This is a genomic window from Rhizobium laguerreae, from assembly GCF_002008165.1.
Classification (GTDB): Bacteria; Pseudomonadota; Alphaproteobacteria; order Rhizobiales; family Rhizobiaceae; genus Rhizobium; species Rhizobium laguerreae.
Genome location: NZ_MRDM01000003.1, coordinates 58,673 through 71,496 on the forward strand (window position 1 = coordinate 58,673; position 12,824 = coordinate 71,496).

10 protein-coding genes and 1 pseudogene are annotated in these 12,824 nt (G+C 60.9%); 3 read left to right on the forward strand and 8 right to left on the reverse strand.

What is annotated here, in order from left to right; translation table 11 throughout:
• Positions 1–98 precede the first annotated feature (98 nt).
• Positions 99–1,388 carry a HAMP domain-containing sensor histidine kinase gene (locus BS630_RS03810; protein WP_077976347.1) on the reverse strand — a complete coding sequence of 430 codons (1,290 nt, stop codon included), beginning with the start codon at positions 1,386–1,388 and terminating at the stop codon, positions 99–101.
• A gap of 2 nt (positions 1,389–1,390) precedes the next feature.
• Positions 1,391–2,077: a response regulator gene (locus tag BS630_RS03815; RefSeq protein WP_077976348.1), complete on the reverse strand. Its 687-nt coding sequence runs from the start codon at positions 2,075–2,077 to the stop codon at positions 1,391–1,393.
• A 207-nt stretch (positions 2,078–2,284) separates the two neighbouring features.
• Between BS630_RS03815 and BS630_RS03820 the strand changes: the two genes are divergently transcribed.
• The gene (locus BS630_RS03820) at positions 2,285–3,385 is read left to right on the forward strand and encodes an efflux RND transporter periplasmic adaptor subunit (RefSeq protein ID WP_183594620.1); all 1,101 of its coding nucleotides are present in this window, start codon (positions 2,285–2,287) and stop codon (positions 3,383–3,385) included.
• Positions 3,385–6,531: an efflux RND transporter permease subunit gene (locus tag BS630_RS03825; RefSeq protein ID WP_077976350.1), complete on the forward strand. Its 3,147-nt coding sequence runs from the start codon at positions 3,385–3,387 to the stop codon at positions 6,529–6,531. The genes BS630_RS03820 and BS630_RS03825 overlap by 1 nt, the downstream gene beginning before the upstream one ends.
• An 811-nt stretch (positions 6,532–7,342) precedes the next feature.
• Here the strand turns inward: BS630_RS03825 and BS630_RS03835 are convergent.
• Positions 7,343–7,906 carry a threonine transporter RhtB gene (locus tag BS630_RS03835; protein WP_077976351.1) on the reverse strand — a complete coding sequence of 188 codons (564 nt, stop codon included), beginning with the start codon at positions 7,904–7,906 and terminating at the stop codon, positions 7,343–7,345.
• Positions 7,907–8,035: 129 nt separating this feature from the next.
• Between BS630_RS03835 and BS630_RS03840 the strand changes: the two genes are divergently transcribed.
• Positions 8,036–8,239 carry a hypothetical protein gene (locus tag BS630_RS03840; RefSeq protein WP_077976352.1) on the forward strand — a complete coding sequence of 68 codons (204 nt, stop codon included), beginning with the start codon at positions 8,036–8,038 and terminating at the stop codon, positions 8,237–8,239.
• 157 nt (positions 8,240–8,396) lie between these two features.
• On the opposite strand, the gene hemA is transcribed toward BS630_RS03840, so the two are convergent.
• The 5 genes and pseudogenes from hemA to BS630_RS03865 all read right to left on the reverse strand — a co-directional run bounded on the left by hemA (position 8,397) and on the right by BS630_RS03865 (position 12,817).
• Positions 8,397–9,611, reverse strand: coding sequence for a 5-aminolevulinate synthase (gene hemA / locus BS630_RS03845; protein ID WP_077976408.1), 1,215 nt, complete (start codon positions 9,609–9,611; stop codon positions 8,397–8,399).
• A gap of 486 nt (positions 9,612–10,097) precedes the next feature.
• Positions 10,098–10,775, reverse strand: a complete 678-nt coding sequence (locus tag BS630_RS03850) for a CBS domain-containing protein (RefSeq protein WP_077976409.1) — start codon at positions 10,773–10,775, stop codon at positions 10,098–10,100.
• A 189-nt stretch (positions 10,776–10,964) separates the two neighbouring features.
• A pseudogene (locus tag BS630_RS03855) lies at positions 10,965–11,477 on the reverse strand (cytochrome c-type biogenesis CcmF C-terminal domain-containing protein); the annotation flags it as partial.
• 106 nt (positions 11,478–11,583) lie between these two features.
• Positions 11,584–12,096, reverse strand: coding sequence for a cytochrome c maturation protein CcmE (gene ccmE, locus BS630_RS03860; protein ID WP_077976353.1), 513 nt, complete (start codon positions 12,094–12,096; stop codon positions 11,584–11,586).
• Positions 12,097–12,151: 55 nt separating this feature from the next.
• Positions 12,152–12,817 carry a Crp/Fnr family transcriptional regulator gene (locus BS630_RS03865; protein WP_077976354.1) on the reverse strand — a complete coding sequence of 222 codons (666 nt, stop codon included), beginning with the start codon at positions 12,815–12,817 and terminating at the stop codon, positions 12,152–12,154.
• Positions 12,818–12,824: the final 7 nt, after the last annotated feature.

A 12,824-nucleotide genomic window follows, 5' to 3' on the forward strand; every position in this document is an offset into this window, starting at 1 on the left:
CGAGCTTTCTGAACCGGGATCGTGGTTCAGGCTTAACGGCGCCAACGTTAATGGCGGTAAAGACACTGTAAAGTTACGTAAAACCGCGGGGAGCCGGATCAGGCTTGGTCGTCCGCCGAACCATAGGGCTTCGGTTTCCTGGGAAGCTCCAGGGTGATTGCCAGGCCACCCGTATCCGGCAAGGACGCATGCACACGCCCGCCATGGCGTTCGATGGCCTGCCTGGTGATTGCCAGACCCAGGCCATATCCGCCTCTTGGCACAGCCTCGTTCCCGCGTGAGAACGGCTGAAAGATCCGTTCGAGTTCGTCCCGCCTGACACCTGGCCCTTGATCGGTGACACAGATTTTGAGGCGCTCGTCCGTCGCCTCGCAAGATACTGATATGCGCGAATGCTCGGCCGTGTACTTGACGGCGTTGCGGACGACGTTTTCGAGCGCCCTGTAGATCAGTTCGCCTTCGACCTCTGCGCGGAAGACACCCTCGACACTGGTCGTGATCGAGACGTCCCGCGCCTGGGCTTCGAATGCCGCATCGCCGAGAATTTCGTTCAGCAGCTCGATGACATCGAGAGTGTGCGTTTTCAACGGCCGGCTGGGTCCCGCCGTCAACCTGGCAAGCGTCAGAACTTCGCCGACCAGAGCATCCAGCCGTTCGACCTCCCGGTCCATGCGGTCCAGCATAGAGCCGAGTTTGGCCGGGCTCTGCCGCAGCACGCCGACGGCGGCCTGCAGGCGGGACAAGGGCGAACGCAGCTCGTGGGAGACATCATGGAATAACCTCTGCTGCGCATCCTGCAGCTCCTGAAGCCGGGCGGCGCTGGAATCGAAGTCATGTGCAAGCGCGGTGACTTCATCCTTGCGTCCGGCCATCTTGTCACCGATGCGGAAGTCGAAGCGGCCATGGGCGAGCGCGCTCAAGCCATCACGCAGATGCACGACGGGACGAATGAGGTACCGGGCGAGTGCACCTGCCGATATCGTGCTCGAAATCAGGATCGTGAGCCAGGGCAAGAACGGGCCGAAGTTCTCGAAGGTGAACGTCGCCTGGGCCGGCAGGGAAATCTGATAGCAAACCCCGTCCTTCTGGACGGGTCTCGTATCGACGGTCTTTGGAACCGCACAGGCATCGGCTTTCGCAGCTTTGGAAATCGTCAGACCAGACGGTAGCGTCTCTTCGCTTGTGCGCACGAAATACGCGGCGGCATCTTCGCCATTTTTGGCGAGCACGTTTGCGGTCAGGTTCAGGGCGATCGCTCGCCGCTCTTCCTCAAGTTCGCGCGCAAAAGGAACCCCCTGGAGAAAATTGACGAGCAGGAATATCACGCCGACTGTCGCCGCCATCGTCAGCCAGATCGTCGTGAAGAATTTCCAGAAAAGTCGGGGCATGGTCAGTCCACGAGAAGTTGATAGCCCTGGCCGCGAACGGACTGGATCCAGGATTGCCCATCCTCTCTCAGTCCGAGCTTCTGACGAACGCTGCTGATATGGACGTCGATCCGCCGATCGAACGGGGTCAACGGCTTGCCGAAGGCCCGCTTCGAAATATCCTGCTTCGACACGAGCTGGCCTGCGCTGCGAGCAAGCACCTCGAGGAGGCTGAATTCCGTGCCGGTCAGTTCCAAGCTTTCGCCGCGCCATTCGGCGATCCTGCTGCCCGGATGGATCACGAGTTTTCCCGCCCTTATCGTGTCGGTCGAAGTACCGGCCGCCGGCTGACCTGCCCGACGGAGGATGGCGCGCAACCTCGCCGCAAGTTCGCCCGGCGAGCATGGCTTCGGCACATAGTCGTCGGCGCCCAGATTGAGACCGGATATCCTGTCGACGTCATCGCCCCTTGCGGTCAGCATCAGGACCGGGACCTGGCTGAGCTTCCTGATCCTCTGCAGAACCTCGATCCCGTTCATCCGAGGCATCATGATGTCGAGCACGATGATATCGACCGTATTGCCGGCAGCCGCCGCAATCGCGGCGCGACCGTCCGTATCGGTGACGACGTCATATCCTTCTTCGACCAGATATTCCTGCAGAAGCGTCGTCAGCTCGGCATCGTCGTCGATGAGGAGAACCTTGTTCATTCGCATTATCCGATATCAATTCCGGCAAGCCATACAGCACAAATACAGTCGCGTAGCCAAGTTTTACCTAACTTAACACTAACTTGACCGCACTTAACGTTCGCCCCGTTACTGATCCTGCCATGACATAACACGCGTTGAAACCGGATTGCCGCGAGGTGACCTGCAATCCTTCGTAGAGTTGGCGCGGATCGGGAAAAGGCATCGATGCCTTCGACCACAAGGAGTGTATCGTTGAGAAAACCGTCCAGACCAGTCGCCGCCGCTTTCGTTGCGGCTGCGCTTCTCTTGCCTCTGCGCAACGCCTTGGCGGAACAGGCCGCTGCGACCGCTCTCACCGTCTCTATGATGACACCGGCGCAGCGGAATTGGCCTGAGACCGTTCCCGCAAGCGGATGGCTTAAACCATGGCAGGAAGCGGTCATCGCCTCGGAAACGAGCGGTCTGCGCATTACCGATGTTCTGGTCGATGTCGGCTCCGTGGTTACGAAGGGGCAGACGCTCGTCCGGCTTTCTCAGGAAAGTGTGCTGGCCGACCTCCGCAAGCAGGAGGCGGCGATCGAGACCGCCAAGGCAAATCTTTCGAAGGCCAAGGCCAACGCCGACCGCGCACGGCAGCTCCGCCCCTCGGGCGCCCTTTCCGACGAGAAGATCGTCGAATATCTGGCCGACGAGCAGACGGCAACGGCCAGCCTTGCATCCGAGCAGGCGGCGCTCGACGGCGAAAAGATCAAGCTTGCGCAGACGACGATCACGGCCGTCGACGACGGCATCGTAACGTCGCGTTCCGCCGACCTCGGCGCTGTCGTCTCTGCGGGCACCGAGCTGTTCCGCATGGTTCGCCAGCAGCGGATCGAATGGCAGGCCGAAGTTTCGGCGCGCTACCTTTCACGCATTTCGGAAGGTTTGAACGTCAAGATCAACGGCCCGGACGACCACGACATCGAAGGCAAGGTGAGACTTGTCGGGCCGTCGGTCAGCACCGATACCAGCCGGGCCATCGTCTATGTCGCGCTTCCGGCTGACGTCCGCCCACGCAGCGGCCTTTATGTAACCGGCAATATCGAACTGCAGACGTCCCCGGCGCTGACCGTTCCCGAAACGGCGATCGTGTTCAGGGACGGGATCAGCTACGTCTTCACCGCCGGCGAGGGCCAGCGGGTGCAAAGGGTTCGGGTGGAAACGGGCCGCCGCAGCAATGGCGAGGTGGAAATCGTCTCCGGCATAGATCGTTCATCGAAGGTCGTGACCTCGGGCGGTGCGTTCCTGTCGGACAACGACCTCGTGAAGATCGCGGAGACAAACTGATGAACTTCTCAGCATGGTCGATCCGCAACCCCGTGCCGGCAATATTGCTGTTCGTGATGCTTGCCGTCGGCGGGCTCCTGGCCTTCAAGCAGCTTGCGGTCCAGAACTTCCCCGATATGGATCTCCCGACCATCACCGTCACAGCGACGCTCGACGGTGCGGCGCCGACCCAGCTCGAAACCGAGGTTGCCCGCACCATCGAGGATAGTTTCGCGGCGCTGAGCTATCTCGACCATATCACCACAACCATCACCGACGGCACCGTCTCGATCAAGGTCTCCTTCAAGCTGGAAAAAGACAGCGAAGCAGCCCTGAACGAAGTCCGCAATGCGGTCGACAGCGTCAAGAGCGATCTGCCGGCGCAGATGGAGACTCCCACTGTCACCAAGGTCACGGTGCAGAGTTCGGCGCTGGTCACCTATGCCATCCGCTCGACCGCTCTCAACGAGACCGAACTTTCCTGGTTTGTCGACAACGACCTGACCAAGGCGCTGCTATCGGTGCCCGGCGTCGGGCAAGTCAACCGCATAGGCGGGATCGACCGCGAGGTTCATGTGGATCTCGATCCCTCAACGATGGCGTCGCTTGGCGTTACCGCGACAACCGTCTCATCACAGCTGAAGGCGGTACAGGCGGATACGTCAGGCGGGCTTGGCGAAATCGGCGGCACCCGTCAGACCTTGCGCACGCTCGGCGCCCTGCCGTCGGTCGAAGCCTTGAAGGCGCTCCGAATCCCGCTGGCCAACGGCCAGCAGGTTCGCCTCGACGACGTCGCATCCGTCACCGACAGTTTCGCCGAGCGGTCCTCGATGGCCTATCTCGACGGCAAACCGGTGATTGCGGTCGAGATCAATCGGTCGAACGGATTTTCGGACAGCGGTGTCGCTGATGACGTCGACAAGGCGATCAAGCAGTTCGCCTCCAAGCATTCCAACGTGCAGATCGAAGATGCCTACAGCACGATCGGGCCGATCATCGAAAATTACGACGGTTCGATGCACATGCTGTACGAGGGCGCGATCCTGGCGATCGTCGTCGTCTGGCTCTTCCTTCGCGACTGGCGTGCGACGATCCTGTCTGCCGTGGCGCTGCCCTTGTCCGTCATACCGACCTTCCTTGTCATGTACCTCTGCGGCTTCAGCCTGAACATGATCACGCTGTTGGCGCTGTCGCTCGTGGTCGGCATCCTCGTCGACGACGCCATCGTCGAGGTCGAGAACATCGCCCGCCATCTGCAGATGGGCAAGCGGCCGATCGACGCCGCTCTCGAGGCCGCCGACGAGATCGGGCTTGCCGTCATCGCAACCACCTTCACGTTGGTCGCCGTCTTCCTGCCGACTGCTTTCATGAGCGGCATCCCGGGACTTCTGTTCCGTCAGTTCGGGATCACCGCCGCCGTCGCCGTCCTCGTCTCGCTCGTCGTCGCACGTCTGCTGACGCCGATGATGGCCGCCTATTTCATGAAGGCCCATCCGGTGGAGCAAAAGGACGGCCGCATCATGCGCGCCTATATGGCGATCGTGAAAGCCGCCATGAACCGCAGGAAAACCACGGTCGCCGTCACCGCGATCGTCGTGGCACTCTCGCTTTCCACCATCCCCTTTTTGAAATCGGGCTTCCTGCCCGCTTCCGACGACGCGCGAGCCCAGATCACGCTCACCCTGCAGCCGGGCGCCACCATCGAGCAGACGGACGCCGCCACCAGGAAAGCCGCCGAAATCGTCGGCAAGCTCACCGACGTGACGCGTGTCTTTTCCTCGGTCGGTTCAGTATCTTCGGGCGGCGGTCCCGACTCGAGCACGACGAGCGATGTCGGATCCGCCACGATCATCGCCGTATTGTCCCCCATCGGCGAGCGCGATCGCAAGCAGTCGGAAATCGAAAACGACATTCGCCAAGCGCTCTCCTTGCTCCCGGGAATGCGTGTGGAGGTCGGCAGCGGTGGTAATGGCACTAAGCTCGATATTACGCTGGCGAGCGACGATGCGAACGTCCTCGACAGCGCAAGCACGGCGCTTGAGGAGCAACTGCGCACGCTGCAAGGCATCGGAGCGGTGACATCGACCGCATCCAGACAGGCACCCGAGATCCAGATCACGCCCGACTTCGCCCGCGCAGCAGCGCTCGGAGTGACGTCGAGTGCCGTCGCCGAGGCCGTGCGCGTGGCAACCGACGGAGAATATTCCGCCGATCTGCCGAAGCTCAACCTGCCCCAGCGCCAGGTTCCGATCGTCGTGCGCTTCAGCCCGGAGGCCCGCACCAGTCTGGACGACATTAAGAATATGCGGGTGGCAGGAACGAACGGCAATGTCGATCTCGGATCGATCGCCAATATCCAGATCGGCGGCAGCCCGTCAGAGATCGACCGCATCGATCGCATGCGCAATATCACCCTTTCCGTCGAACTCAACGGCCGCATCCTCGGCGACGTCAACCGCGAAGCGCAGGCTCTGCCGGCGCTCCAGCACCTGCCGTCGGGCGTCACTCTCGTCGAACAGGGCGAACTTCAGCGCAGTTCGGAGCTGTTCCAGAGCTTCGGCCTCGCCATGGCGATCGGCGTGTTCTGCATCTATGCCGTTCTCGTCCTGCTCTTCCACGACTTCCTGCAGCCGCTCACCCTTCTGATGGCTCTGCCGCTCTCGCTCGGCGGCGCGCTCGTTCCGCTGGTGGTCACCGGAACCAGCTTCTCGATGGCCGCCGTCATCGGGCTGCTCATGCTGATGGGTGTGGTGACGAAGAATTCCATCCTTCTCATCGAATATGCGATCATGTCGCGCCGCCAGGGCATGTCGCGCTTCGATGCCCTCGTGGACGCCTGCCACAAGCGCGCCCGGCCGATCGTCATGACCACCATTGCCATGGCAGCCGGCATGCTTCCCGTCGCTCTCAGCTTGACGGGTGGCGATTCGAGCTTCCGGCAGCCGATGGCGATCGTGGTGATCGGCGGCGTGATGATGTCGACGCTGCTCAGCCTTGTCGTCATCCCTGTCATCTTCACCTTCGTCGACGACCTCAACGACGCGCTCAAGCGCCTCGTTCACCGGACCGGGCCTGCCCGCGAAGCCGGCGAGGAACCGCATGCCTCGAACGATCACGCAGCAATCGCATTGAAGCCGGAGCTTTCAAAGCGAAGGCGTGTTCAGTGACGAACACTTCCTCCGCAAGCGACTGGCAAAATGACCCAGGTGAAGGCGATGCCTGTTGATTTTCGTGGCAACCGCTTCGGTCGCGTTCCTCCCCCGGGAACGAGGCCGCGGGACGTAGACCCCCGCAGGCGGCCCCGTGCCGCCTGCGCGTCCTGCCTCCTCCTGGGTAGCTGCCCGGTCATGGGCGGCGTGCCTTTGAAGAGGGGGCTCATGTCAGCACGTATCGCTGTTATTCCGATCGCCTTCCTCTTGTGGGCATGCACGCAGATCTGGACAGGGCTTTCAGTGCAGAGGCGGCAGTTAATGTTTCGCTCGCGAGATATGGCGAGATCCGCTCTTATCTCGACGTGCGTTCCGACGAAGCTCAAGAAATTCCCACGACTGGGCGCCCGCCGCAAAGCAGAATAGACGCAATTCTCTGATGATTTCGGGCGGTGAAGCGACCCGCCCATCAGAGATCTCGATGATGCGATCGACTTGGGTGGCGGTCCAAGTCAAGAATCGCCAGTGTGGCGAAGCCTTCGGTTCGAAGCTGCTCGATCGCACGCCGGTTTAGCAATCCGGTCAATTGGTCTGTTTCGGACAGGCGTTCGAGCAGATCGGCTCGTTTTGCGCGGTCTGCTCACGCTTCACGCTTACGAAGCGGTCTGCCATGCCAAGCGTTGTAAAGAAGACTTCAAACATGCAACCGAGATAAAACTGGAGCATGGCGTCGATGGCCGCGCGGGTTAACGCCTATTTAACAACAGCCTTTGCCACCCAAGGCTTTGCGCAGGCGTTGCTTCGTCGTACCCAACACATAGGCGTGGGTTCATCCGCCAAGGGCGCTGAACGTGAGCACGGCGGAGAATGCGGCGAGGGTTGCGGATCCACATCGCCTGACCAATGACGATATGCGTTTTTCACGTCCGAGGATGACCCTGCCGACAAACAGCCAGATCGAGGAGACTGCCAGAAGCACGGATGCGAGAATGGCGATGGCGGATGTCGTGGTCACCTCTTGTGTGGGAGGGACCATCGTCAATCCGATGATAAGCGATTTGGGATTTAAAAGCGTCGTCACGGCCAGCTGCCGGACGCTTACGGCTTCGACCCGGCTCGATCCGATGCCCCAGAGCCGAAGCGCCAGGTACAACACCCAGCTCGCCGAAACAAGTTTGACGCCTTGCGAAACCACAGGGTGGTCGTGGAGAAGCGAACCGGCAAAACCCGACGCCAGAAGAACCACAGCGAGATAGGCGGATATGACCGTGGCGAGCAGCCCGATTGCGCGCCCGACGGTGAGGTCCCGAGATGCCATCGCCAATATGGCGTTGGTCGGCCCAGGCAGGACGAGAAGCGTGAAAACGCCCGCTGCGAAAGGCAGAAGATGCATTGCTAAAAGTCTCCGGTTTCCTTCGCTTCTTGCACCACAATTCCCGCCGGTCTTTGACAAAAATCATTTTGCGGACCGGAACAATCCCGTTGCCCGGCTATTTTTAATGGTTAAGTCAGAGGTGATGTCATGCCTTGCATGATCAGGTTCATGTTGACGCGATTGGCCACGGGGTTCGCAATTGGATGCGCCGCGGGGTTCTTCATTTGGCAGAATGGTTTTGCCGTGGCGGGCGCAATTGACGATTATCTCGCGCAGGGCCTGTTCATCTACCTCTTTGCAAGCACGATCGCCATGGGCTATCTCGCGACGGCTCTCCTCCTGGAAGAATAGCGCTTCATGCTCGCAGTTTCGCCCGATCGGTTTCGGCGGGTGCAGGTCATGCAGACCTATCATTGCGGCCGGTTTTATCCTCGGTGCTTGTTTCAATCTTGTCGAGCGGAGACTTATGTCCTTGACCGGCATGGATGGTCGACATCCTCTCATTTGCTCAGGCCACCATCCGCGCGAGCGCGCAGCGCGACCAGAGCGAATGCAGCGCCTCGACCAGATGGGCGATATCGGCGTCGGAATGCAGCGGCGTCGGCGTGATGCGCAGGCGCTCGGTCTTCTTCGGCACAGTGGGATAGTTGATCGGCTGGACGTAGACGCCGCAATTGTCGAGCAGCAGATCGGAGATCCACTTGCATTTCGCCGCATCGCCGACCAGCACCGGCACGATATGGCTCGGATTGGGCATATGCGGAATGCCGCGCTGATCGAGCAGTGCTCTCAGCTTGCGCACACGGTCCTGATGGCGGGCGCGCTCGAACTGGCTGACCTTCAGGTGCTGGATCGAGGCAACCGCGCCGGCAGCAAGTGCCGGCGGCAGCGCCGTGGTGAAGATGAAGCCGGAGGCAAACGAGCGGATGAAATCGCAAAGCGCCGTCGACGCGGCGATGTAGCCGCCCATCACCCCGAAGGCCTTGCCGAGCGTGCCTTCGATCACGGTCAGCCGGTCCATCAGCCCTTCGCGCTCGGCGATGCCGCCGCCGCGCGGGCCGTACATGCCGACGCCATGCACTTCGTCGAGATAGGTCATCGCGCCATATTTGTCGGCGAGGTCGCAGATCTCCTTGATCGGGGCGATATCGCCGTCCATCGAATAGACGCTCTCGAAGGCGATCAGCTTCGGCGCCTTCGGATCGGCGGCCTTGAGCTTGGCTTCGAGATCGGCCACGTCATTGTGCTTCCAGATCACCTTGTCGCACTTGGCATAACGGATGCCCTCGATCATCGAGGCATGGTTCAGTGCGTCGGAGAAGATGATCAGGCCGGGAATCTTGGCGCCGAGCGTGCCAAGTGCTGCCCAGTTGGAAATATAGCCCGACGTGAAGATCAAGGCTGCTTCCTTGCCGTGCAGATCGGCAAGTTCACGCTCGAGCATGACGTGATGGTGGTTGGTACCAGAAATATTCCGGGTGCCTCCCGCACCCGCGCCACAGTGGTCGATGGCGTTCTTCATCGCCTCGATCACCTTCGGATGCTGGCCCATGCCGAGATAGTCGTTGGAGCACCAGACGGTAACTTCTTTTGCGCCATCGGCCGTATGGCGCGTCGCGCGGGGAAAATTGCCGCGGTGACGCTCGAGATCGGCAAAAACGCGGTAACGGCCCTCGGTATGAAGCCCGTCCAGCTCGTTTTTGAAAAACGCTTCGAAATCCATCATATGCTCCAGTATCGCGCGGATGTTCTTGATGACCGGACGTCCGCGCGTCAACCCTTGCACTTTGCTTTAACATCAACTGCGGCANCGGTCTGTACAGCCAAGCGATACATCGGGGGCGGTCCATCGGTATTTGATCTCGGTCAAGTTCGGCGCAAGTTACTTGCTCCGGATTCTTGATCGGATCACTTGCGGGGACGGTTTCAAGAGCTGGCATCATGACATGCTTCCCCGTCTCAAAAGCGGGATCGCCGACCCGTCGCAACCTGCAAAACTCGTGCATTTCGCCGCGCGATCGATCCCAGCCTGACCAGCTTTACCGTCATCAGTTTGGTCGTCGAACTTTACCGAGCTTCACCCGATGTGGACTTTCAGCAAGGCGCGGGCGTCCGAATATGTATAGGCACGTGCCGTGGCGCGCCTCTTGCTCTTTGCTATACGGTGATGACGGCAAATGCCGTCGGTTCGCTGGTCTGGAGACATCCTTCAATCCTGGCTGTGAACTGCCGATACCAGCAGGCAATCCTTATAGCCGGCAATGCCGCCAAGGCCTTCGACGAGAACCTTGATCGCCCTGCGTTTAAGCTCGGATTCCACCTGACCGTCGAGTGTCACCTGGCCGTTCCGGACCGACACCTGCACTTTTTGCGAGGTGAGACCGAGATCTGATCTGAGCCGCGTTCGCACCGCCAGTCTGATGGCATCGTCTCCTCGCGGCAATATTGTTGTTGGCGCTTCGGCGATGACACGCAAAATATCCCGTCGGCTGACGATCCCGACCAGACGTTCGTCTTCGACAATCGGCAGCCGTTTAATGCGATGCACCTGCAGGCTTTCGGCGATATCGGAGACTTCGCTATCTGGCCGTGCGACGATGACATCCTGGGACATGATGTCTGCGACGCACCATCCGTTGCTGCCGATATAGCGTTCGAGATCGATTTCGGAGATCAGTTCCGGCGCGCGCGCGGGACGGGGCGCAAACCGAACCTCCCGGCGTAAAAGCAGATCGCCTTCCGTGACCATGCCGCAGACACGGCCGTGATCGTCAATGACTGGAAGGCCGCTGACGTGGTTTTGCAACATCATCGCGACCGCATGGCGGACGCTGACCACCGGGCTGGTCGAAACCACTTTTATGGTCATGATATCCCTTGCTTGCATGGTCGCGGCCTCACTGATCATGATTAGTCTCAGGGATAGGCTACAGACCTACCGGTCATACCGCTTTGATCTTCATCAACGTCCATAGCCAGCACCTCGTCGAGATTGACGGCGAAGGCCGGCACGGCCATCAGCATCAGGCAAAAGCCAGGAACGGACGCGGGATCACTGCGCCGCCTCCATGGCAGGCACGGCGCCGCCGATAGCCATGATCAGGGCGCATCCCAGATGCAGAGGATGAGCGGTTTCCACCAGATGCGCACCACAACGCCGTCGTCGCTGATGGCATCGCCAAGTGAGACATCGAGTTTGTTGAGGCTGAAGATCAGGATGCCCCGCCTCCGTCGTCGGCGTCCGCCGGGACGCATAGAGGCGCTTGGCCGACCAATTGTCGGCGACGGCGACAACGGCACGCCGTCGACATGCAGCTGTAACCGCCGGCCTCCGTCACCTGCCCCGGCTTAATCTCGACGTCGTCCTCCGTCTCGAACATCGTGACGGCGACGGTGCCGAGCACGCTGACGCCGAGCCCGGCATGGGTAGGGGCGGTGCCGAACGCCGACCGCGGCAAGCCGGTCAGACGGCGCCAGGCGAGACTGCCCGCGACCTTGCCGATGCCGGCACGATACCAGGATCGGCCACCGCAGCGAGGACGATCAACAGCCCTGCCGCTAGCCCGAGCACCGACAGCATCAGCCAGCCAGCGAGCCGACGCTCGCCACATTTATCATCGCCGGGTCACGGCGCCGATCACCGGCACGATCGAGATGTGAGCGCCAGCGCCAGTGCGTAATGACGATCTCGATGATCATGGCGTCGATTTCGCCTCCTGCCTCTGACCCGGATTTGAACCTGCGCCCGGCTCCTGGCTTTGCCCCCCTTGACCTTCCTGCCATAGCCCTTGCTGCTTCAGCCTGTCGGCCACCTCCTTCGGCAGATAGGTCTCGTCATGCTTGGCAAGCACGGTGTCGGCGACGAAAACATTGCTGCCTGAGGCAAACATGCCTTCGGTGACGACACCTTGGCCCTCACGGAACAGATCGGGCAGGATGCCGGTATACTGGACCTTCACGGCATTGGTGCTGCCGTCGGTGACGGCAAATTCCACCGTCGAGCCTGTGCCGCGCACGACGCTACCCGCACTCACCAAGCCGCCGAGCCGAATGCGGGTTTCCGGCGCCACCGGCGTCTTTGCGAGATCGCCCGGCATGTAGAAATAGGCCACCGACTGGCTGAAGGCGAACATCACCAAAAACACCGCCGCAATGATGAAACTCATTCCGCCAGCGATGACCGAAAGGCGCGTCTGCTTGCGCGTCATCCCGAATCTCCTTCATCTGTGAAATTACGGCGGGCTTTCTGGCTCGTGCACGACGTCAGCACGCCTTCCGCAACAGATCGACACTGTCGACCAGCACGATCTTACCCTTGACTGCGACACCCGCGGGAACGAGCGCAGCGAACGCCCGCGACAGAGCTTCGGGTGCAAGTCCCAGCTTGCCGGCTAGAATTCTCTTCCGGTAAGGCAGGCGAAACGTCACCTGCGAGGCCGAAGCCGGGCATCGACTGACGATGTAGTTCGCAACGCGCTGCGCGGCTGTGTGCAGCCGGTCTCCGGCGATGCAATCCAGCGCGCAGAGCAGATGTCGGGTCGTTATGCGCATAACGTTGCGATGCATGATCGGGTACCGGTCGGCGAGCGCCTGCAAGTCCGAAAGTTGGAAAAACGCCACCTCCGCCCCATCGGCGGACCAAGCGCTATAGGCGTAGGCGCCGCCGCCCGACAGAAGATATTCGCCGAAGGTGTCGCCGGGTTCGCAGATACAGATATCTGCCTCGCGCCCGGCGGACTCGGATTTCGAGAGCCGGATGAAACCGCTCATCACGCAGTAGACGAACGCCGCCGGCTGTCCTTCCGTGATGATCCGCTCATCCGGCGCGAAGGTTTGAAACCGGGCCGTGGCGGCGAGTCGCTCTACCGTCGCCTCGTTGAGGCCGTCGAACAATTCAGACCGCAAGAGTACGGGATTTTTCGCAAGCATCGATCTT

Coding starts and splice junctions, on each gene's coding strand:
- BS630_RS03810 (WP_077976347.1), bottom strand. CDS start 1,388: ATGCCCCGACTTTTCTGGAAATTCTTCACGACGATCTGGCTGACGATG.
- BS630_RS03815 (WP_077976348.1), bottom strand. CDS start 2,077: ATGAACAAGGTTCTCCTCATCGACGACGATGCCGAGCTGACGACGCTT.
- BS630_RS03820 (WP_183594620.1), top strand. CDS start 2,285: ATGCCTTCGACCACAAGGAGTGTATCGTTGAGAAAACCGTCCAGACCA.
- BS630_RS03825 (WP_077976350.1), top strand. CDS start 3,385: ATGAACTTCTCAGCATGGTCGATCCGCAACCCCGTGCCGGCAATATTG.
- BS630_RS03835 (WP_077976351.1), bottom strand. CDS start 7,906: ATGCATCTTCTGCCTTTCGCAGCGGGCGTTTTCACGCTTCTCGTCCTG.
- BS630_RS03840 (WP_077976352.1), top strand. CDS start 8,036: ATGCCTTGCATGATCAGGTTCATGTTGACGCGATTGGCCACGGGGTTC.
- hemA (WP_077976408.1), bottom strand. CDS start 9,611: ATGGATTTCGAAGCGTTTTTCAAAAACGAGCTGGACGGGCTTCATACC.
- BS630_RS03850 (WP_077976409.1), bottom strand. CDS start 10,775: ATGCAAGCAAGGGATATCATGACCATAAAAGTGGTTTCGACCAGCCCG.
- ccmE (WP_077976353.1), bottom strand. CDS start 12,096: ATGACGCGCAAGCAGACGCGCCTTTCGGTCATCGCTGGCGGAATGAGT.
- BS630_RS03865 (WP_077976354.1), bottom strand. CDS start 12,817: ATGCTTGCGAAAAATCCCGTACTCTTGCGGTCTGAATTGTTCGACGGC.